This window comes from Pseudomonas sp. YQ_5, assembly GCF_043103305.1.
Taxonomy (GTDB): Bacteria; Pseudomonadota; Gammaproteobacteria; order Pseudomonadales; family Pseudomonadaceae; genus Aquipseudomonas; species Aquipseudomonas putida_Y.
Genome location: NZ_JBICJS010000044.1, coordinates 125,127 through 146,459 on the forward strand (window position 1 = coordinate 125,127; position 21,333 = coordinate 146,459).

Annotated in this window: 14 protein-coding genes; 6 read left to right on the forward strand and 8 right to left on the reverse strand. The window is 63.9% G+C overall.

Annotation, left to right across the window (positions count from 1 at the left end; genetic code table 11):
* Nucleotides 1–12 precede the first annotated feature (12 nt).
* Nucleotides 13–1,134, forward strand: a complete 1,122-nt coding sequence (gene peaD / locus ACF8EA_RS08825; RefSeq protein WP_103469733.1) for a quinohemoprotein amine dehydrogenase subunit beta — start codon at nucleotides 13–15, stop codon at nucleotides 1,132–1,134.
* Nucleotides 1,135–1,268: 134 nt separating this feature from the next.
* Nucleotides 1,269–2,942, forward strand: a complete 1,674-nt coding sequence (locus ACF8EA_RS08830; RefSeq protein ID WP_392521634.1) for a fatty acid CoA ligase family protein — start codon at nucleotides 1,269–1,271, stop codon at nucleotides 2,940–2,942.
* Between the two features lie 337 nt (nucleotides 2,943–3,279).
* Here the strand turns inward: ACF8EA_RS08830 and mobA are convergent, their stop codons facing one another.
* The 3 genes from mobA to ACF8EA_RS08845 form a co-directional block, all read right to left on the reverse strand.
* Nucleotides 3,280–3,855 carry a molybdenum cofactor guanylyltransferase MobA gene (mobA, locus tag ACF8EA_RS08835; protein ID WP_392521636.1) on the reverse strand — a complete coding sequence of 192 codons (576 nt, stop codon included), beginning with the start codon at nucleotides 3,853–3,855 and terminating at the stop codon, nucleotides 3,280–3,282.
* Nucleotides 3,856–3,916: 61 nt separating this feature from the next.
* Nucleotides 3,917–7,045 (reverse strand): multidrug efflux RND transporter permease subunit, encoded by a 3,129-nt coding sequence (locus ACF8EA_RS08840; RefSeq protein ID WP_392521637.1) that lies wholly within the window; start codon nucleotides 7,043–7,045, stop codon nucleotides 3,917–3,919.
* Between the two features lie 11 nt (nucleotides 7,046–7,056).
* Nucleotides 7,057–8,232, reverse strand: coding sequence for an efflux RND transporter periplasmic adaptor subunit (locus ACF8EA_RS08845; protein WP_028697189.1), 1,176 nt, complete (start codon nucleotides 8,230–8,232; stop codon nucleotides 7,057–7,059).
* 163 nt (nucleotides 8,233–8,395) lie between these two features.
* Between ACF8EA_RS08845 and ACF8EA_RS08850 the strand changes: the two genes are divergently transcribed.
* Both ACF8EA_RS08850 and ACF8EA_RS08855 read left to right on the forward strand, forming a co-directional pair.
* Nucleotides 8,396–9,097, forward strand: a complete 702-nt coding sequence (locus tag ACF8EA_RS08850; RefSeq protein WP_021782954.1) for a response regulator transcription factor — start codon at nucleotides 8,396–8,398, stop codon at nucleotides 9,095–9,097.
* Nucleotides 9,098–9,103: 6 nt separating this feature from the next.
* Nucleotides 9,104–10,402, forward strand: coding sequence for an ATP-binding protein (locus ACF8EA_RS08855; protein WP_392521639.1), 1,299 nt, complete (start codon nucleotides 9,104–9,106; stop codon nucleotides 10,400–10,402).
* A 34-nt stretch (nucleotides 10,403–10,436) separates the two neighbouring features.
* Here ACF8EA_RS08855 and ACF8EA_RS08860 read toward each other — a convergent pair whose 3' ends face one another.
* The 4 genes from ACF8EA_RS08860 to nrfB all read right to left on the reverse strand — a co-directional run bounded on the left by ACF8EA_RS08860 (nucleotide 10,437) and on the right by nrfB (nucleotide 17,666).
* Nucleotides 10,437–11,528 (reverse strand): diguanylate cyclase, encoded by a 1,092-nt coding sequence (locus tag ACF8EA_RS08860; protein ID WP_103469728.1) that lies wholly within the window; start codon nucleotides 11,526–11,528, stop codon nucleotides 10,437–10,439.
* A gap of 122 nt (nucleotides 11,529–11,650) precedes the next feature.
* Nucleotides 11,651–12,490, reverse strand: a complete 840-nt coding sequence (locus tag ACF8EA_RS08865; RefSeq protein WP_103469727.1) for a DUF4434 family protein — start codon at nucleotides 12,488–12,490, stop codon at nucleotides 11,651–11,653.
* Nucleotides 12,490–15,495 carry a phage receptor gene (locus ACF8EA_RS08870; protein WP_392521642.1) on the reverse strand — a complete coding sequence of 1,002 codons (3,006 nt, stop codon included), beginning with the start codon at nucleotides 15,493–15,495 and terminating at the stop codon, nucleotides 12,490–12,492. The genes ACF8EA_RS08865 and ACF8EA_RS08870 overlap by 1 nt, the downstream gene beginning before the upstream one ends.
* Nucleotides 15,492–17,666: a cyclic di-3',5'-guanylate-activated glycosyltransferase NrfB gene (gene nrfB / locus ACF8EA_RS08875; RefSeq protein WP_274147631.1), complete on the reverse strand. Its 2,175-nt coding sequence runs from the start codon at nucleotides 17,664–17,666 to the stop codon at nucleotides 15,492–15,494. The genes ACF8EA_RS08870 and nrfB overlap by 4 nt, the downstream gene beginning before the upstream one ends.
* Before the next feature lie 192 nt (nucleotides 17,667–17,858).
* Here nrfB and ACF8EA_RS08880 point away from each other — a divergent pair, with 192 nt between their 5' ends.
* Nucleotides 17,859–18,290 carry a PACE efflux transporter gene (locus ACF8EA_RS08880; protein WP_003253887.1) on the forward strand — a complete coding sequence of 144 codons (432 nt, stop codon included), beginning with the start codon at nucleotides 17,859–17,861 and terminating at the stop codon, nucleotides 18,288–18,290.
* 181 nt (nucleotides 18,291–18,471) lie between these two features.
* On the forward strand, nucleotides 18,472–20,031 hold the full coding sequence (gene ilvA / locus ACF8EA_RS08885; RefSeq protein WP_392472501.1) for a threonine ammonia-lyase, biosynthetic: 1,560 nt from the start codon (nucleotides 18,472–18,474) through the stop codon (nucleotides 20,029–20,031).
* A gap of 111 nt (nucleotides 20,032–20,142) precedes the next feature.
* On the opposite strand, the gene ACF8EA_RS08890 is transcribed toward ilvA, so the two are convergent.
* Nucleotides 20,143–21,324, reverse strand: coding sequence for a hypothetical protein (locus tag ACF8EA_RS08890; protein ID WP_103469723.1), 1,182 nt, complete (start codon nucleotides 21,322–21,324; stop codon nucleotides 20,143–20,145).
* Nucleotides 21,325–21,333: the final 9 nt, after the last annotated feature.

Genomic DNA, 21,333 nt, shown 5'->3' on the forward strand with positions numbered 1-21,333 from the left:
AGGGGAAACCGCATGAAAGCTGGACGCTGCGCGCCATTGGCGCTCACCATCGCCGCCATGGCTTGCGCCGGGCTGGCACAGGCCGACGACACTGGCCCGGCACTGAAGGCTGGCCACGAATACATGATCGTGACCAACTACCCGAACAACCTGCATGTGGTCGATGTGGCCAGTGACACGGTCTTCAAAAGCTGCCGGATGCCCGACAAGTTCGGCCCTGGCACCGCAATGATGGCGCCGGACAACCGCACCGCCTACGTGCTCAACAACCATTACGGCGACATCTACGGCATTGACCTGGACACCTGCAAGAACACCTTCCACGCCAACCTGTCCAGCGTAGCCGGTGAAGTTGGCCGGTCGATATACTCGTTCGCCATCAGCCCCGATGGCAAAGAGGTGTACGCCACGGTCAACCCGACCCAGATGCTGAACGACCATTACGTGGTCAAACCACCGCGGCTGGAGGTGTTCAGCACCGCTGATGGCCTTCAGGCCAAGCCCGTACGCACCTTCCCGATGCCGCGCCAGGTGTATCTGATGCGCGCCTCCGACGATGGCAGCCTGTACGTTGCCGGGCCGGATATTTACAAGATGGACGTGAAGACCGGCAAATACACGGTGGCCCTGCCGTTGCGCAACTGGAACCGCAAAGGTTACAGCGCCCCGGATGTGCTGTACTTCTGGCCGCATCAGAGCCCGCGCCATGAGTTCACCATGCTGTACACCATTGCCAGGTTCAAGGATGACAAGCAGGACCCGGCCACCGCCGAACCGCTGTATGGCTACCTGAGCATCGACCTGAAGACCGGCAAGACCCACACCCAGGAGTTCGCCGACCTGACCGAGCTGTACTTCACCGGCCTGCGCTCGCCCAAGGACCCGAACCAGATCTACGGCGTGCTCAACCGCCTGGCCAAGTACGACATCAAACAGCGCAAGCTGATCAAGGCGGCTAATCTGGAGCACACCTACTACTGCGTGACGTTCGACAAGAAGGGCGACAAGCTTTACCTGGGTGGCACCTTCAATGACCTGGCGGTTTTCAACCCGGATACGCTGGAAAAGGTGAAGAACATCAAGTTGCCGGGTGGTGACATGTCTACCACGACGCCGCAGGTGTTCGTTCGCTAAAACGGTGTGTGCTTCTTCGCGGGTAAACCTACAAAGGACGGCGCCACATTTGAGGCCGGTGCAGCTTTTTGTAGGAGCGGGTTCACCCGCGAAGAAGCCAGCACAGAAAACACAAGAACAACAAGAGAACGCCCATGCCCCAGCCAAGCTACACCCAGGGCAACCAGGACAAGCCCCTGCTGACCCAATGCATCGGCGACGCCTTCGACGCCACCGTGGCCCGCTTCCCCGACCGTGAGGCGCTGGTGGTGCACCATCAGGCCCTGCGCTACACGTGGCGGCAACTGGGCGACGCCGTCGACCAGCACGCCCGCGCGCTGCTGGCCTTGGGCGTGCAGCCCGGTGACCGTCTTGGCATCTGGGCACCCAACTGCGCCGAGTGGTGCATTACCCAGTTCGCCAGCGCCAAGGTTGGCGCGATCCTGGTCAACATCAACCCGGCCTATCGCTCCAGCGAACTGGACTATGCCCTTGGCCAGTCCGGCTGCCGCTGGGTGATCTGTGCCGACGCCTTCAAGACCTCCGATTACCACGCCATGCTGCAGGGCCTGCTCCCGGGCCTGGCCAGCAGCCAACCGGGCGCGCTGATCTGTGAGCGCTTCCCCGAGCTGCGTGGCGTGGTCAGCCTGGCGCTGTCCCCACCGCCAGGGTTTATGGCCTGGCACGCATTGCAGGCCCTTGCCGAGGTCGTCAGCAGCGAGGCCCTGGCCGCACGCCAGGCACAACTGCGTTGCGACGACCCGATCAACATCCAGTACACCTCAGGCACCACCGGTTTCCCCAAGGGAGCCACCCTTAGCCACAGCAATATCCTCAACAACGGGTACATGGTCGGTGAAAGCCTGGGCCTTACCGAGCACGATCGGCTGGTGGTGCCGGTGCCGCTGTATCACTGCTTCGGCATGGTCATGGCCAACCTCGGCTGCATGACCCACGGCAGCGCATTGATTTACCCCAGCGATGCCTTCGACCCGCTAGCCACGTTGCGGGCAGTGGCGCAGGAAAAAGCCACTGCGCTGTATGGCGTGCCGACCATGTTCATTGCCGAGCTGGACCATCCGCAGCGTGGTGAATTCGACCTGTCGAGCCTGCGCACCGGGATCATGGCCGGCGCGACCTGCCCGATCGAGGTGATGCGCCGGGTGATTGGCGAGATGCACATGGCCGAAGTGCAGATTGCCTATGGTATGACCGAGACCAGCCCGGTGTCTTTGCAGACCGGTGCCGCTGACGACCTGGAGCGTCGCGTGACCAGCGTCGGTCGCACCCAGCCCCGGCTGGAGAGCAAGGTGGTGGACGCCGAAGGCAACACTGTCCCGCGTGGCGAGATTGGCGAACTGTGCACCCGCGGCTACAGCGTGATGCTGGGTTACTGGAACAACCCCAAAGCCACCGCCGAGAGCATCGACGTAGACGGCTGGATGCACACCGGCGACCTGGCGGTGATGGACGAGCAGGGCTATGTGTGTATTGTCGGGCGCAGCAAGGACATGATCATTCGCGGCGGCGAGAACATTTACCCGCGCGAGCTGGAGGAGTTCTTCTTCACCCACCCGGCGGTGGCCGATGTGCAGGTGATTGGCGTGCCGTGCAGCAAGTACGGTGAAGAGATCGTGGCCTGGGTGCGGCTGCACCCGGGGCATACTGCCAGTGAAGAAGCATTGCGTGAGTGGGCGAGGGCAAGGATTGCACACTTCAAGGTGCCCCGGTATTTCCGTTTTGTCGACGCGTTCCCGATGACGGTTACGGGCAAGGTGCAGAAATTCCGGATGCGCGAGATCAGTGTCGAAGAGCTGTCTTCCAGATGACCTTCTTACGCGCGCAAGGTGAAAGCAACAGCCTTGTGCGCGGTAGCCTGTAGGAGCGGGTTTACCCGCGAAAGGGCCAGCCCTGCTAGCCCGTATCCCTGGCCATTCACTGTTGCCGCCGCCACCGTATTCGCGGGTAAACCCGCTCCTACACCTGATCGGTGGCGGACACACATCGGTGGTTGGACACAGGCCGTCGTAGGAGCGGGTTTACCCGCGAACACCGGCAGAGCCGGTGCCATCCACCGCAGTGGTTTCTTCGCGGGCATGCCCGCTCCCACAAGATCACCACAGTCCTGAAGTGTTGTGTATTACCTGTGGGTGCGGTGTCATGCCCTCAGTCTTGCAGCCGTTCCGGGCTGTTGAAGTTGCTTAGCCGGCGATCACTCTCGGCGCACTCCAGCCCTTGCACCGCCTCGCGCAGCAGGGCCTTCTGCAAACTTCGCTCACCTGCTGCCCAGGCCTGCTCCAACACCGGCAACACCCGCTTGGGCAGTACGCTGAACATCGGCTGCCAGAAACCACCCTGACGCACCATTGCCGCGCTGTTACCGGTCACTGCCAGCCGCAGCAGGCCCTCGATCAATTCGCGATCAACCAGCGGCGCATCGCAGGCCAGCACCACCACCCACCCATGACGCGCCACCCTGAGCCCGGCAATCACCCCCGCCAGCGGCCCGGGGAAGTCGGCTTCTGCATCGCCCACCAACCGGTCGGCGTATGGCCGGTAAGCCGCCTGGTTACGATTGCAGGAAATCACCAGGTCGTCGCTCAGTGGCCGCACCACTCGATGAACATGTGCAATCAACGGCTCGCCTTGCCAGTCCACCAGGCCCTTGTCACGGCCGCCCATGCGCTGGCCGCGGCCACCGGCGAGAATGAGGATGGAGCAGGGGGGGAGTGCGTCAGGCATGAAAAAGGGTTCCGGGCAGTCATTGCCGGGAACCCTCCCATTTCACGCGGGGCTTGTCCAGTCAGCTTTCGCGGGGCACGGGTTGCCCGTCGCTGTCATGCGCCTGGCGTCGCCCGGACAGGCGCATCACCACCACGAAGAACACCGGCACGAACACCACCGCCAGGGTGGCGCTGAGCATGCCGCCGATCACCCCGGTGCCGATCGCCTGCTGGCTGGCAGAGCTTGCGCCGCTGGCGATGGCCAGCGGCACCACGCCGAGGATGAACGCCAGCGAAGTCATCACGATCGGCCGCAGGCGCAGGCGGGCCGCTTGCACGGCGGCGTCGGCGGCGTCCACGCCCTGGTCAACCAGATGCTTGGCGAACTCGATGATCAGGATGGCGTTCTTCGCCGACAGGCCGATCAGGGTAATCAGGCCAACCTTGAAGAACACGTCGTTGGGCATGCCGCGCAAGGTCACTGCCAGCACCGCACCCAGCACACCGAGCGGAACGACCAGCAGCACCGCAGTCGGAATCGACCAGCTTTCGTACAGTGCAGCCAGGCACAGGAACACCACCAGCAGCGACAGCGCCATCAGCAGGGGGGCCTGGCTACCGGACAGCCGCTCCTGCAGTGACAGGCCGGTCCATTCCAGGCCGGTACCGGCCGGTAGCTGCGCCACCAGCCGCTCGACTTCGGCCATGGCCTCGCCCGAGCTGTAGCCGGCGGCTGGCTCGCCTGAGATCGACACCGCCGGGTAACCGTTGTAGCGGGTCAGCTGCACCGGGCCGCTGACCCACCGGGCCTGAACGAACGCGCCCAGTGGCACCATCTTGCCGCTGTCGTTGCGCACGTGAATGTTCAGCAAGTCTTCGACCTGGCTGCGCTGGTCACCTTCGGCTTGCACCACCACCCGCTGCATACGGCCCTGGTTGGGGAAATCGTTGACGTAGCTGGAGCCCACGGCCACGTCCAGCACCGTGCCGATATCGGCAAACGACACCCCCAGTGCGTTAGCCTGGCGGCGGTCGATTTCCAGTTGTACCTGCGGGCTTTCCGCCAGCGAGGCTTCGCGCACGTTGGTCAGCACCTTGCTTTTGCTGGCGCTTTCGAGCAACTGGTCACGGGCAGCCATCAGCTCGGCGTGGCCCATGCCGCCACGGTCCTGAAGGCGAAATTCGAAGCCGGTCGACTCACCGAGGCCGTCGATGGGCGGCGGCAGTACCGAGTAGGCTATCGCGTCCTTGAGCTGGGTGAAGGCCATGGTCGCGCGGTCGGCGATCGACTGCGCGCTGTCGTCGGCGCTGCGCTCGGACCAGTCCTTGAGGGTGGTGAAGGCCAGCGCCGCGTTCTGCCCGCTACCGGAGAAGCTGAAGCCCAGGATCAAGGTGGTGTTGCCCACGCCCGGTTCTTCGGTGTTATGCGCCTCGATCTGCGCGGCTACCTGTTCGGTGCGCATGCGGCTGGCGCCCGGCGGCAGTTGAATGTCGGTGATGGTGTAGCCCTGGTCTTCAGTGGGCAGGAACGCCGTAGGCAGCTGGCTGAAACCGTAGCCCAGCACCGCCAGCAGCACCGTGTACACCAACAGGTAGCGGCCGCTGCGCTTGAGCGCCTGCACCACCCAGCGCTGGTAGCCGTTGCTCATGCTTTCGAAGCGGCGATTGAACCAGCCGAAGAAGCCTTTGCGTTCATGGTGCTCGCCCTTGGCCACGGGTTTGAGCAGGGTGGCGCACAATGCCGGGGTCAGGCTGAGGGCGAGAAACGCCGAGAACAGGATCGACACTGCCATCGACAGCGAGAACTGCTGGTAGATCACCCCCACCGAGCCTTGCATGAAGGCCATGGGCAGGAATACCGCCACCAGCACCAGCGTGATGCCGACGATTGCACCGCTGATCTGGCCCATGGCCTTGCGCGTGGCTTGCTTGGGGGGCAAGCCTTCTTCGGCCATGATGCGCTCGACGTTCTCTACCACCACGATGGCATCGTCGACCAGAATGCCGATGGCCAGCACCATGCCGAACAGTGTCAGCACATTGACCGAGAAGCCCAAGGCCAGCATCACGGCGAAGGTGCCCATCAATGCTACCGGCACGACCAGGGTCGGGATCAGCGTGTAGCGCAGGTTCTGCAGGAACAGGAACATGACTGCGAACACCAGCAGCATGGCCTCGAACAGGGTGTTGATGACCTGCTCGATCGATACCTTGACGAACGGCGAGGTGTCGTAGGGGATGTCGTACTTGACGCCTTCCGGGAAGTAGCGCGCCAGGTCCTGCATCTTCGCCCGCACCAGGGTGGCGGTTTCCATGGCGTTGGCGCCGGGCGACAACTGCACGCTGAAGGCGGTGGCCGGTTTGCCGTTCAGGCGCGTGCCGTACTGGTATTCCTGGGCACCGATTTCAACCCGGGCGACATCCCCGATGGTGACCGTGGAGCCGTTCGGGTTGGCGCGCAGGACAATGGCAGCAAACTCTTCGGGGCTGCTCAACTGGCCTTTGACCACCACGTTGGCGGTGATTTCCTGGGTGCTGCGGCTGGGCAGATCGCCGATGCTGCCAGGGGCGACCTGGGCGTTCTGCGCGGCGATGGCTTCGGCCACATCGTTGGGCGTGAGGTTGAACCCGATCAGCTTGCGCGGGTCGATCCAGATGCGCATGGCCCGTTCGGAGCCATACAACTGGGCCTTGCCGACGCCCTTGAGGCGGCGGATTTCGTCCATCACGTTACGTGCAAGGATGTCCGACAGCGCGGTTTCATCGAGCTTGCCGTCTTCGGAGGTGAGGGTCGCCAACAGCAGGAAGCCGGTGGACACTTTCTCGACCTGCAGGCCCTGCTGGGTGACTGGGCGTGGCAGGCGCGACTCGACCACTTTCAGACGGTTCTGCACATCGACCTGAGCCAGGTCCGGGTGGGTGCCCGGGGCGAAGGTGGCGGTGATGGTGGCGCTGCCCAGGCTGCTCTGCGACTCGAAGTACAGCAGGTTGTCGGCGCCATTGAGCTCCTGCTCGATCAGGCTGACCACGCTTTCGTCCATGGTCGCTGCCGAGGCGCCTGGGTACACGGCGTAGATTTCCACCTGCGGCGGAGCCACGTTGGGGTATTGGGCCACCGGCAGCTGCGGGATGGCCAGCGCGCCGGCCAGCAGGATGAACAGTGCGACCACCCAGGCGAATACCGGGCGATCGATGAAGAATTGCGGCATGAATCAGGCCCTCACTGGCCGGTATGCTGTGCGATGGGTGGGGCAGCGGGCGTATTGTCGACCTGCACCTGGTCACCGGCCTTGACGTGCTGCAGGCCCTCGACCACCACCCGCTCGCCGGCCGCCAGGCCCTCGCTGACGATCCAGCGGTCGCCTTGGGCGCTGCCCAGTACAACCTGGCGGTCGCTGACCCGGGCTTGCGGGTCTACCACCAGCACCTTGGGCACACCGGCGCTGTCGCGCAGGATGGCGCGTTGCGGCACGCTCAGGCCCTTGGGTTGCACCGCTTGCTCCAGGCGTACCCGCACGTAGCTGCCAGGCAGCAGGTCGAGGTCCGGGTTGGGGAACTCGCTGCGCAGGGTGATCTGGTTGGTGCTGGGGTCGACGCTGATGTCGGAGAAAAGCAGCTTGCCCGGCAGCGGGTAGGCGCTGCCGTCATCCTGGATCAGCGTGGCGCGTGCCTGGCCGTCGCCCACCTGTTGCAATTCGCCAGCGCGCAGGGCGCGGCGCAGCGCGTTGAGCTCACGGGTAGACTGGGTGACATCGGCATGGATCGGGTCCAGCTGCTGGATGGTCGCCAGCGGGGTGGTTTCGTTTTGCCCGACCAGCGCGCCTTCGGTGACCTGGGCGCGGCCGATACGGCCGGAAATCGGCGCGGTCACGGTGGCATAGCCGAGGTTCAACCGGGCGCGCTCCAGCGCCGCCCTGGCTTCGGCCACTTCGGCATCGGCCTGCAAGAAACTGGCCTTGGCGTTGTCGTACTCCTGGCGGCTGACGGCTTTGTCGTCGACCAGTTCGCGGTAGCGCTGTTCTTGCAGGCGCGCCTGGTACCGGGTGGCCTCGGCCTTGGCCAGCGTGGCGCGGGCGCTGTCGTGGTCGGCCTTGAACGGCGCCGGGTCGATCAGGAACAGTACATCACCCTGCTTGACGTCGCTGCCTTCGCGGTACACCCGCTTGAGCACCACACCTGCGACCCGCGCACGCACTTCGGCGGTGCGTGGCGCGAGGATACGGCCGCTGAGTTCACTGCTGATGGCCAGTGGCTGCAGTTGCAGGGTTTCCACGCGCACCTGCGCAGTGGGAGCCTGTTCGTCTGGTTCGGCGCTGTCGCTGCAACCGGCCAGGGACAGGCTCAGCAATGCCATGAGCGCCAACGGGCGCAGGCACGGGGAGAGGGTAGTAGGCATGCGGATCTTCCGATGATGACCGTGTATATGCTAAGGCAGACGCTGCCTGGGCGGCTGTTAATACCTGTAGGGCGAGTGTGAAAAAGTGTGAAGAATGATCCTGTCGAGTGGTCGGGTTCTATATTCTGCACAGGCTTATTTCAACCCAGACTCCCAAGCACCTATGCCGAACATTTTCCTGGTCGAAGACGACAGCGCCCTGTCCGAGCTGATCGCCAGCTACCTGCAACGCAACGACTTCCATGTCCAGGTGATCGCCCGGGGCGATCATGTGCTGGACGAGTACCGTCGGCAAAGGCCTGACCTGGTCATCCTTGACCTGATGCTGCCGGGCATCGATGGCCTGCAGCTGTGCAGGCTGCTGCGCCAGGAGTCGCAGACCCTGCCAATTCTTATGCTGACGGCCCGCGACGACAGCCATGACCAGGTGCTTGGCCTGGAAATGGGGGCCGACGACTACGTGACCAAACCCTGTGAGCCACGCGTGCTGCTGGCCCGCGTGCGCACGTTGCTGCGCCGCAGCAGTGTCCACGAGCCGCGCCTGGAAAACGACCTGATCCTGATCGGTGGCCTGCGCATCGACCTGGCTGAGCGTACGGTGAGCTGGCGCGGCGAAGAGGTGGAGCTGTCCAGCGGCGAGTACAACCTGCTGGTGGTGCTGGCGCGCAATGCCGGTGAGGTGATGAACCGCGACCGTATCCTGCAACAGTTGCGTGGCATAGAGTTCAATGGCACCGATCGCTCCGTTGATGTGGCCATTTCCAAACTGCGGCGCAAGTTCGACGACAACGCCGGCGAAGCGCGCAAGATCAAGACCGTGTGGGGCAAGGGCTACCTGTTCAGCCGTGTCGAGTGGGAGTGCTGACCGGCCATGCTCAAGATCCTGGTGCGGCTGTACCTGGTGATCATCGTCGCCTACGCTGGCGCGTTGCTGTTCATCCCTGACACCATCGTCGGCCTGTTCCGCGACCGGTTCATGGCCTACAACCTGGACCAGGCCAAGGGTGTACAAGCGTTGATCGTGCGCCAGTTCCGCCAGGCCCCGCGTGAGCAGTGGCCAGCGGTGGAGCAAGAGCTGGCCAGTGATTTCGCGCCGCTGCAATTGCAGCTGCTGCGCATGGACCAGGCCGGTTTGAGCGATGAAGAGCAGGCGCGACTGGAGCATGGTCTGCACGCAGTGCGTATTGCTGAGTGGGGCTATTACGAAACGGTGCTGGCGCCGCTGGACGGGGAGTGGCTGGTAAGCCTGCATTCCCCGCCAGACCCGCTGGACATCAACGTGCTGTCGTGGGGCGTAACCGTATTGATCGGTGCAGCCATGTTAGGCTGCCTGCTGCTGTGGGTTTGGCCGCACTGGCGTGATCTGGAGCGCCTCAAAGAGACCGCTCGGCGCCTGGGCCAAGGGCAGATGGCCGAGCGCACGCACATTTCGCCTCACTCCAACATTGGTGAACTGGCCGGGGTATTCGACACCATGGCCAGTGACCTTGAACGCCACGTTAACCAGCAGCGTGAGCTGCTCAATGCGGTATCGCACGAGTTGCGCACGCCACTGACCCGGCTGGATTTCGGCCTGGTGCTGCTGTTCGACGAAGTGCCGCCAGCCAGCCGCAAGCGCCTGCTGGAGCTGGTCGGGCATGTGCGCGAGCTGGATGAGCTGGTGCTGGAACTGCTGTCCTACAGCCGGTTGTACAACGCCGACCAGGCGCGGGAGCGGGTGGAGGTATCGCTGCTGGAGCTGGTCGACAGTGTGCTTGGCGGCTTCGCCGAGGAACTCGATGGCCGGGGTATCCAGTGGGAAGTGCGGGCCGAGGGTGAGTTGCCGCGCTTTGTACTGGACCCGCGGCTGACGGCGCGTGCGGTGCAGAACCTGGTGCGCAATGCCATGCGCTATTGCGATGAAAGCCTGTTGCTGCGCTTGCGCCTGGAAGCCGACGGCGCCTGCCTGCTGACGGTGGAGGATGACGGGATTGGCGTGCCTGTGGAGGAGCGCGAGCGGGTGTTCCAGCCGTTCTATCGCCTGGACCGCAGCCGCGATCGCAACACCGGTGGTTTTGGCCTTGGGTTGGCAATCAGCCGGCGGGCGATCGAGGGGCAGGGTGGCACCTTGACTCTGGCGCAGTCGGCGCTGGGTGGGGCGCAGTTCAGGATTCGTTTGCCCGCCGGATGATAGGTTGGCTGCAACCGCGCAGGGACCGGGCCTGCTAATCCTGCTCTGCCAGTTGGCTGGACCACAATACAAAGCGATCCTTGCCGGTGTGTTTGGCTTCATATAGCGCCTGGTCGGCGCGGACCAGTGCTGTAGTCAGGCTCTCTCCCCGGTCAACCCTGGCCAGACCAATGCTGATGGTGACCGGGTGCTCGCCAACGTCCTCGCGCACGCGCTGGCACAGCGCTGCCACTCGCTGCTCGGCTCCTTGCTGATCCAGCCCTTCAAAGAAGATCGCAAACTCTTCCCCCCCCAGCCGGGCAAACGCTTGATCGGCCATGCTCGCCTTGATATGCAGGGCCACGCGCTTGAGCACTTCATCGCCCACGTCATGGCCGAAGCGGTCATTGACCCGCTTGAAATTGTCGATATCGATCATCGCCAGGAACTGCCCGGACGTCGCCATCCGCAGTTGGCGGTCGGCCTGGGCCATGAACGAGCGGCGGTTGGGAATGTTGGTCAGGGCATCGACGTAGGCTTGCTCCAGCAACACCTTGGACAGGTAGAAATTGTGCAGCTTGGTTTTGCGGATCTGCAGGTAGCTGTAGCTGACCAGGCCGCTTAGAAACACGGCATAGCTGATCAGCATGGCGCCTTCGAGCCCGTCGGGCGCTATGCGGGTGTGGTAGAACGGACAAAGCACCACCCAGGTGATGACCATGGCGCAGAAGAATGACCAACGCCGCACCGGCAGCACCGACATGGCATACAGCACGGTGGATACCCCAAGCACCAACCACACCGGGCGCAGGGCTATCGGGATGCCTTCGATCACCAGGCGCATGCCCATGGTGATGACGGTAATGAACAGTAGGTTGAGCACGTCGAAGTGATGGCTGCGGCGGGTGAAACGCAGCACCACGATCAGGCCGCCGAGCAGGGTGATGAACAGAAAGGACAGCCAGGTGAAGCCTTGGCCGCCGAGGAAGCTGACGATCAGGTCGAAGACCAGCCAGATCAGGACGCTGATGCAGAACACCAGCAGGCAGAACGAGCGCATGGACTCGAATTCGTGCTGGCGGAACTCGGCGCGCAGCGCCGCAGGCGCGACCTGCTGGCGTACGTGTGCTTCGATGGTCTTGAGCATCGGGGGCTCCTGAGGCTACTACTTTTTCAGGCCTGGACCTTTCGCGGGCAAACCCGCTGTTACAGGGACCGTACGGTTTGGGGGCCTGTGGGTTCACCCGCGAAGAGGCCGGCCCTGGCGACTCATTGCTGTGGCAAGACACCTTGGGCCCAGGGCCGGTAGCGCAAGGCAAACACAGCCTCGGCATGGCACCCGCTACCCAGCCTGGGCTCGGCAGGCTCCGCCCGAAACGCCTGATCCGGTGCGCTCACCTGGCGGAACGCCTCGCGCACCACTCCCACCCGGCACGGTAGGGCCTGCTCATAGCCCTGACGTACCAACACCGGCAAACGCCCGGTGCCGGCGCCATCCTGCCACCACACAGTCAAGCCCAAGCCGGCCAGTTGATCCAGCCAGACGGCATTGACCCGCGGCGACAGCTTGCCTGCGCTGAAGGCGCTGATATGCAACGGTTTGTCCAACTGGCGGTTGAAGGCCTGTAGCTGGCTGTACAGCGCATCACGCCGTTCGGCCTCGCGTAGATGCTGGTCGTCCAGTTCCATGGGCAGGTACCAGCCATCCACTGGCAACTGCCAGGCCTGGCGCAGTTGCTGGTACTGGCTGAGCGAGCGCCCCAGCTGCGCTTTCCAGTAGCTGTTCAGGCCTTCGCCATCCAGCTCGTCGAGGCGCTGGTAGTAGGCCGGGTCCATGTACAGCCCCAGCACCAACTGCAGGCCTTCGGCACGCGCCGTGCGCAGGCTGTTGGCCAGCCAACCTTTGGCTCCGCCGAAATCGCTGTCGCCATAGGCACTCCATTGCACGATCAGGGTTTTGCCACCTTGGGCCGCGGTGGCTTGCCACAGGTGCTGCCACTGGGCAGGCGTGACGCTGGCATCGCGGTTCAGGGGTTGGTAGAACAGGCGCTGGTCAGCTGTGGCCGGTAGGCACAGGGCCAGCAGGCAGAAGGCGATGAGCGCACGCATCAGAAGGTCATCTCCGCACCGACCAGCACGCCGTTGGCGCGCTCGTAAAGGTTACCGCCCAACGATTGCTGGTACTCGGCACGCACTTTCAGCGAGCCGCGGTAGGCGTTGTAGCGGTCGTCGTCGAACCACCATTGCCAGCGCACGCCAACCCCGGCGCGGGCGTCCTGGCGCCAGTCGTTGTTGGGGTCCTGGCTGGAGAACTCGACAAAGCCGTAGGGCATGAGGGTTTGCGGCGAGCTGCCCGGCAGCTTCCAGGCGTGGCCCTGCTGGTAGCGCGACAGCCAGGCATGATCGCCGGCACGGGTCCACCAGGCAGCATCAAGGTAGAGGAACCGTTCGTTCCAGTCGTCCTCATCGATGCGCCAGTCGTTGCGCCAGCCTCCCTGGTCGAGGAACGAGGCGGTGGCGCGTAGCAGCAGGTCATTGCTCGATTCGGCGTGGTGGCGCAAATCGCCCCAGTTGCCGCCGACCTTGGCCGGGCTCAGCAACTGGCCAAGGCTGAGGCCGCGGTAGTGGGTTTCGTCGATCTGCCGCTGGTGGTAAAGCTCGGCATACAGGTTGAGGTTGGCCTGGCCGAGCGGTTTGTAGCGCAGGCCGACACCGGTACCCATGCTCTGGGCATAGTCGGTGCGGCTTTGGCCACCGAACAGTACCCGGCCATACACTGACAGGGTGCTGCCATTGCGGCTGGGCTCCTCGCCCAGAGCATGGTCCCACATGGCCAACTGCACGTTCTGCGATTGCGCCCGGCGCGAGCTGCCGCTGCGCTGGCCGTTGTCGAGAAATTTGTCGTTGGTCGAGGTGCCGGCCGGCGACCAGGTGCTGGCCAGGGTAATGGTGTCGCGACGCGACAGGCTCTCGTGGGCGCGGCGCTGGCGGTACTTGCGGGCCTCCAGGCTGCCGTATTCGTCATCACCGTCGACCAGGTTCTGCTCTACGTCGAGGATGCGGCGCAGTTCGCGGCGTGCCGCAGCGCTGTCTGCATGTTCGTCGTAGCGCAAGGCAAGTGTTTCGCCAAGGCGGTAGTCCTCGGGGAAGTCGCGAGTGGCGCGCTCAAGGTAGGGGGTCGATTGCATGCGCTGAGCCTTGTCCGTCGAGCCAGCCAGGCGCATGCCGTAGTCGGCGCGATAGCGCGGCTGGTCGGGAGCCAGGCGCACGGCTTCGGCTAGCCAGGCGGTGCTCTGCGCACTGTTACCGGCCAGTTGCGCAGTGCCGGATGCGGCGTAGTAGTGATCGGCGCGCGGGTTGTGCGCCAGGGCCTGGCGCTGGAAGCCCAGCGCGGTCTGCGGGTCACCTTGGCGCTGGGCGATGGCGGCGCCCAACGCCCAGTCGTCGGCGCTTTGGTGCGCGGCAGCGTCCCAGTAGCGGCGCGCTGCATCAGCGTCGCCTGCATTCAGCGCGCCGCGTGCGGCGGTGAGGCGGGCATTATCGGTAAAGGCGCTGTCTGGCAGGCTGCGCCAGATGGGCCGGGCGGTTTCGGAGTCGCCGGCCGCTTCGAGTGCGTAGGCTAGCGGCAGACGATTGCCAGGACCGCCCAGGCGCTCGGCAGCCTGGTAGTAGACCACCGCCTCACCCGGCTGGTCGGGCATGGCGCAACGGCCCAGGGCGCGGTACTGGCCCGGTTCGCTCGGGCTGGCCGGCACTGCCTGGCGCACGGCATCGCACTGGCCGGCCTCGGCCAGCCGTCCGAGCAACTGGGCGCGGGTGTTGGCGTTTACCCGGGGTATCAGGCCGAGCATGCGGCGGCTGTCCAGTGGGCCGTCACTGCGGGCATACAGGTTGCCCAGACGCTGTAGCAGCGATGGGTCGAGGCGGCCCTGGTGGCGGTCGTAGGCCTGCTCCAGCAATTGCCGTGCGTGATCGCCGTAGCCCTGTTCGGTCAACAGGAAGGTGGTTTGCTCCAGTGCGGCGAAGTCGCCGGTCTGCCGATAGCGTTGTTCCCATTCTGCGGCGGTGCGCGGCTGCGGGGGTGGTGGTGGGGCGCCATACAGGCGCTGCCTGAGCACGGCATAAGCCTTTGGGTTGGTACTGGCGGAGCAGCCCTTGAACTGGTCCCGGGCCAGGTCCGGGTCTTGATGTGACAGCCAGTCGACCGTTTCAAGGCAGGGGCGCTGCAGGTCGTTGCTCAGGCGCCGTACCAGCGCCGCATCGTCGCCTTCGCGGGCCAGTTGCCAGAGTTGTTGGCGCTGTTCGGGGTGCTGCAGCTGATCAGGCGGTAGCGACTGCAGCCAGCGTTGGGCCTGTTGATGGTGGCCGACGGCAATGGCGCGGTTGGCCATGGCCAGCCGCGCCTGGTTGGCCGCTGCGGCGGAGGGGGCGTGGGCCAGCAGCGCAGTCAGGCCCTTCTCGTCGACTTGCTGGATATAGGCATTGGCCAGGCGTTGCCAGTCTTCGGCAGGTAACTGGCCTGTGTCGGCCAGCGGCTGCAGTTGCTCGATGGTTTCTTTCCAGTTGCGCAACTGTTCGGCAAAGTTGGCCCGGGCCAGGCGCAGTACCTGGCCGTCCTCCCCGGGCGGCAGCTGGTTGAGCCATTCCAGTGCTTTGGCAGCGCCTCCAAACTTGGCCAGGCTCAGGCTGTAGGCCTGCCACAGGTGTATCCGGTGGCTGCCGTCGCTGGCGCCCAGCCATTGCTCCACCTGGCTGGCCGGAGGCGGGTCCTGCTCGATCCAGGTCAGGCGCAGCTCCAGCAGGGCGTCAGCGTATTCGGGGCTGTTGCCTAGCTGCTCGGCCAGCGCTTGGGCCTCCTTGTAACGGCGCTGGTGGGCCAGCGCTTCGACCAGCAGGGCGCGGGCTTCGTCGTTGTTCGGCACCCGGCCCAGCACATGGCGGGTCAGGCGCTCGACTTCAGCCCAGTTGTCTTTCCTGGCCTCGCGATAACTGCGGTCCATGAACGGAAAGCTGGTGAACCGCTGGAAGTCGGTCATCGGCGCCGAAGCGGCAACGGGCAGGGCGGCGGAGCATAGCAGCAGGCCAGTAAAGGTGAGGGAAAAACGCGGCTTCATGCCACCTCCCGGGTCAGATCAATCGCTACTTGCTGTTCACTGGCCTGTTCGATCAGGGCCTGCTCCAGCACCTGTCTGGTGATGATGCCGCGGGCGATCAGGTGCTCGCCGAGGCTTTGGTGTTCGGGGTCGAAGTCGATCAACGCCTGGTTGAACAGGGTGACAGGGACCATGCCGCGCACCTGCAGTAGCGCGCCTAGCATCACTTGATGATGGCAGACCCGTTCCAGCAGCGCTTCGTCGTCCTGGTGGCGTTCAAGCACGGCCAGCATGTCTCGGGTTTCTTGATGCTGCCAGCGGCTTGGGTAGTGGTAGCGAAGGCCGAGCGTTACCCGGCCCTGGGGAGCCAGGCGTGCCTTGACCGGGCGTTTCAGCTGGCGGCTGATCACGCCCAGCGATACCTGGCTGACCGGGCTTTCACTGGCCAGGATCAGCGTGTCGCCGTCTTCGTCCACTGGCAGTACGCCATAATGGGTGGCCAGCTTGCGTGGCAGTTTGGCGATCAGTTGCGGGTCGAGTTTGAAGGGGTTCAGCGGTGCCCAGGGCAGATCCAGTTGCTCGGCGAGGGTAGCCACCAACTGCTCGCTGTTCAGCCAGCCACGCAGTAGCAATTCGCGGCCCAGTCGCCGACGAACCGGGCTGGTGATCGCCTGCTGCAGCTGTTCGTCGGTTATCAGGCCCTTGGCCACCAGGCGCTGGCCCAGTGGTGTGCGAGCCGGGGCGGCGATGGCGGGGAACTCGTGGGTGGTCTTGTCCCAGGCCACGCGCCGCGAATCTCCCATTTCCATTACCTGGCGCAGGGCACGCAGGTTGGCAAAGAAGTTGACGAAGTTGCTCCACATCATCCGCGGCGCCGACAGCAAGCCCTCGCCGATGCCATAGAAACGGGTGACGAACCAGGCGCGCTGGAATAGCCGGTTGAGCAGCAACAGGCCGTTCAGCCACAGCAGGTTCGACAGCAACCAGCTGTCGCTGAGGATCGACATGAAGCGCCAGGACTCCGGCGCAAGCACCGTGACTAGCCACATGGCCAGCAACACCAGCAGTAACAGGTTGACCAGGAAGCTCAGCAGGTAGGCAAACAGCCCGCGGCGGTCACGCCAGAGGAAGTAGTTGAGCGCACCTTTTCGGCTCCAGCCGAGATTGCTGGTGCCCTGGAACACGATGCCGACGATCCAGCGCGACTTCTGTCGGATGGCATGCTGCCAGTCACGTGGGAAGTGCTCGCGCACGCAGATCACCTGGGAGAATTCGCGGCTCATGCCCGGGCGCCATTCCTGCTTCAGTGTCAGCGCTGGGTCGGTGATGGAATAGCGGGCGAAAATGCACTTCATGCCCTTTTGCTTCAGGCGAAAGCCGATGTCGTAGTCTTCGGTCAGGCTCTGTACGTCAAAGGCGATGCCGTCACCGTCCTCGAGCAGTGCGCTGATGGCGCGGCGGCTGAAGCAGGTGCCGACGCCGGCACTGGGCACCTGGCCGGTCAGCGCTTCGCGCACGATCACGTCCTTGCCGTGGTTTTCGGCAAACTCGTCGACATAGTGGCCGGCAGTAAAGCCCTTCCACTCCGGTGCGTAGGGATACACCGGGATCTGGATCATGTCCTTGTTCGGCAGCAGGTAGTTGAACAGCCGCAGCTCCATGGGCGAGATCACGTCTTCGGCGTCATGCAGGATGAAGCCGGCGAACTCAATGCCGGCGTCCTGCTGGAAGCGCAGCAGCGCGTCGATGATGTTGTTCAGACAGTCGGCCTTGCTGGTGGGACCGGGGCGGGCGCAGACCACTTTGTGCACGTTGGGGTAGTGCAGGCACACCGCGTCCACGTCGGCCTGGGTTTGCGGGTCGTTGGGGTAGGTGCCGACAAAGATCTGGTAGTTCTCGTAGTCGATGGTCGAAGCGGCCAGGCGGGCCATTTCACCGACCACGCCGACTTCGTTCCAGGCAGGGACCATGATGGCCAAAGGTTTTTCCGGGACTTCGTACAAGCGCTTCTCATCGGCCTTTTCGAACTTGTCGTAGATGCGAAAACGCCGGATCAGCTTGCGCCCCCAATAGCACAGATCAATGAACAGGTCGTCCAGGCCCAGCAGAAACATCAGCGAGGCGAGGGTGATCGCCAGGAGCTTCAGGCCGAACAGCACGTAAGTGAGAAAATCGATAAATGCCAGGCTCATGTGTCAGCCACCGACAGGGCAGAGTGGGCCATCGTCTTTTCCTCGCTCGTTCCTTCGACGAAGTTGCAGGAGATGTCACTGTCAGGTACGGAATAGATACAAGCAGCCGAACGTAGGATTGTCCAAATTTCGGGCTTTTTCTTGCGAGCTACATCTTGTAGCTTTACAGGTCGTTCATTCAGGGAGCTGAACATGCAAGGCAAGGCCCGCAAGATCGTCCAGGCCATTCTCTATGAGGCCATCGCCGTCGCCTGCGTGGCGCCTGCGCTGGAGCTGGCGTTCGGGGCCGGCATGGCGCAGTCGACCGTGTTGTCGGTGCTGATGTCGGGCATCGCGATGAGCTGGAACATGGGCTACAACTGGGTGTTCGAACGTTGGGAAGCGCGTCAGCACAAGCGTGAGCGCACCTTCTTGCGGCGCCTGCTGCATGCGCTGGGCTTCGAGGGTGGGCTGGTGGTGATTCTGCTGCCACTGGTGGCGTACTGGCTGGATGTGAGCCTGTGGGCGGCACTGCTGACCAACCTGGCGCTGTTCGTGTTCTTCTTCGTTTACGCCTTTGTCTTCCAGTGGGGCTTCGACAAGGTGTTCGATGTGCCGCTTTCGGCGCAGCAGGCCAAGTGTTGACTTTCGGCCGCGAGGCAGGCTAAGTTCCAGCACCATGAATACATTCCCGCACGTGAACGCCATTATTATTACCGCCATTATCAGCTTGGCGGGCTAGCGCGTACGTGCACCGAACCCGCCCTGGAGGCGGGTTTCTTCTCTCTGACTCCTGGGCAACGTGAAAATAGCCAAGGAGTCATCGATGACCAGCTTCAGTGTCCCTCGTACTACCGTCACCCCTCAGCAACTGCTGTCGGAGCAGGTGCGGCGCATTCTTGCCGCGCCGGTGTACGATCTGGCCATCGAAACGCCCCTGCAATCGGCTCCGGCCTTGTCTGCCACCCTGGGCAACCAGGTGTTGCTCAAGCGCGAAGACCTGCAGCCTACGTTTTCGTTCAAGATCCGGGGGGCCTATACCCGCCTGTCGCGTCTGACCGATGTGCAGCGTCAGCGCGGCGTGATCACCGCTTCGGCGGGCAACCATGCCCAGGGCGTGGCCTTGGCGGCATCGCATCTGGGTATCAAGGCAACCATCGTCATGCCCACCACCACGCCATCGTTGAAAGTGGAAGGCGTGCGTTCGCGCGGCGGGCATGTGGTGCTGCATGGCGAGAGCTTTCCGCATGCGCTGGCCCACGCACTGAAGCTGGCCGACAGCGAAGGCGCTACCTTCGTGCCACCGTTCGATGACCCGGATGTGATCGCCGGGCAGGGTACCGTGGCCATGGAAATTCTCCGCCAGCGCCCGGGGGCGCTGGACGCTATCTTCGTGCCCGTGGGCGGTGGGGGCTTGATCGCCGGTATCGCCGCCTATGTGAAGTACCTGCGTCCAGAAGTGAAGGTGATCGGCGTCGAGCCGGTGGATTCCAACTGCCTGCAGGCTGCCATGGCCGTCGGCGAACGCGTGATCCTGCCGCAGGTCGGCACCTTTGCCGATGGCGTGGCGGTGGCGCAAATCGGTGCCCATTGCTTCGAGCTGTGCCGCCACTTCGTCGACGAGGTGGTGACAGTGAGCAGTGACGAGCTGTGCGCGGCGATCAAGGATATCTACGACGACACCCGTTCGATCACCGAGCCGTCCGGGGCCTTGGCTGTGGCAGGTATCAAGAAGTACGTGGCGCGTGAGGGTGTGCAGGGGCAGACCCTGGTGGCCATCGACTCTGGCGCCAACGTCAATTTCGACCGCTTGCGCCATGTGGCCGAGCGGGCCGAGCTGGGTGAGCAGCGCGAGGCGATCATCGCCGTGACAATTCCGGAACAGCCGGGCAGCTTCCGGGCCTTTTGCCAGGCACTGGGCAAGCGGCAGATCACCGAATTCAACTACCGCTTCTACCCCGGCAAGGAGGCGCGCCTGTTCGTGGGCGTGCAGACCCACCCGGTGCACGACCCACGTGAGCAGTTGCTGGCCAGCTTGCGGGAGCAGGGGTACAGCGTGCTGGACCTGACCGACAATGAGCTGGCGAAGCTACACGTACGCCATACCGTGGGCGGGCATGCCGCGCCAGGGGCTGATGAGCGGGTAATGCGCTTCGAGTTCCCCGAACGGCCAGGGGCGTTGCTGGGGTTTCTGGAGCGGTTGGGCAAGCGCTGGAACATCAGCCTGTTCCATTACCGCAACCATGGTGCGGCGCAGGCGCGGGTGTTCGCCGCTTTGGAAGTGCCAGCGGACGAGCTGGCGGGCTTGCCGTTGACGCTGGATGAAATGGGGTATCAGTATTGGGACGAGACTGACAACCCGGCGTACAAGCTGTTTCTAGGCTGACGTACCTGTGTGGCCAATGCAAGGCTTGCCGCCTTTGTCTGCTGAGTGGCCGCCCCCCAAAAAGGGCGGGGCGGTCTCCTGCAAGGGGCTGCGTGAGCCAATGAACGGGTTTCAGCGCTCGCGCATGAAAAAGCCGGCAACGAACTTGCGGAACGTTTCCAGGCTTTTGAAGTCGGCGTAGCGCTTGAAGTTCTCGGTATCCGGCTCGGGGCCGATGGGTTGTTCCAGCAGCGACACTGACAACACCCGGTCCTGGTCCGAGGTCAGCACCAGCTCATCCATCACCTGCCCACCGATAACGGGGCGACGCATCTGCACTTTCACGCCTTTACTGGCCATCCAGTCGATCAGCGACACCAATGCCTTGAGCGGTTCGCGCTCTTCATCGCGGTACACCGGGAACAGGTGCGCGCGCGACAGCACGGGCACACTGGCCACATGGATCAACTCATAGAAATGGCTACCGGCGCTGGTCGGCGAGTAGATCATCAGCGCCAGCAACGGCCCGGTGGTGCGGCTTCCGCCCCAGTACAGGTGATGCCCCTGGAAGTCGAAGCCTTCCTCGCTGCGGTTATTGAGCAGCTTGCGCCCTTTGATCTGGTCGACGCAGTCCAGCAGCAGGCCGTGGCGGCGATGGTTGCCAAACACAGAGGCTTCGCGCAGACGGGACTTGAGCATCATCATGTGCTTCATGTCCAGGCGGGTTTCCAGGTAGTTACTGGCGGGCACCCGCTCCAGCAGCGGATAGCGGCTGGCCACGCTGCGCAACTCGGCAAACTGTGTGGTCAGGTCTTTTTTCAGGTGGGTGGCGTAAAGGTTGAGCCCGCTGGTTTCAATCCAGGTCAGCAGCAGTGACAGCAAGCGCTGCTGTTCGCGTTTGTCGTTGCCATCGCCGGCGCCACCGGCCGGGCCAGCACGGAAGTCGCTGATCAGGCGCAAGGGTGTATCGGGTGGCAGCCAGGCGGCGGGTGGTGCGGGGTCGTTTTCACGTTCGGCGGCTTCCCGCTCGTCCTTGGTGAACGGGCAGCCAGGCGCGTGCTCGGCGGTGCCCGGGTTGTTCTTGAGGAAAAGTGTGCCGGTGCTGCCGTTGAGGGTGACATTGAGCACCGGCAAGGCATCGTTGCGGCAGTCGCAAGCCAGCCACTGGTTGGCGTTGCGTACTTTCATCAGTAGCTGGTTGGCCTGTAGCAGGCGCGGGCCGGCGAGGCTGCCGGTGGCAAAGCCGACCAGCAGTTCCTCTTCGGCAGGGGTCAGGCTGCGCACCTGAGTGGCGGTTTTGTCGATGATTCGCATGAAGCAGCT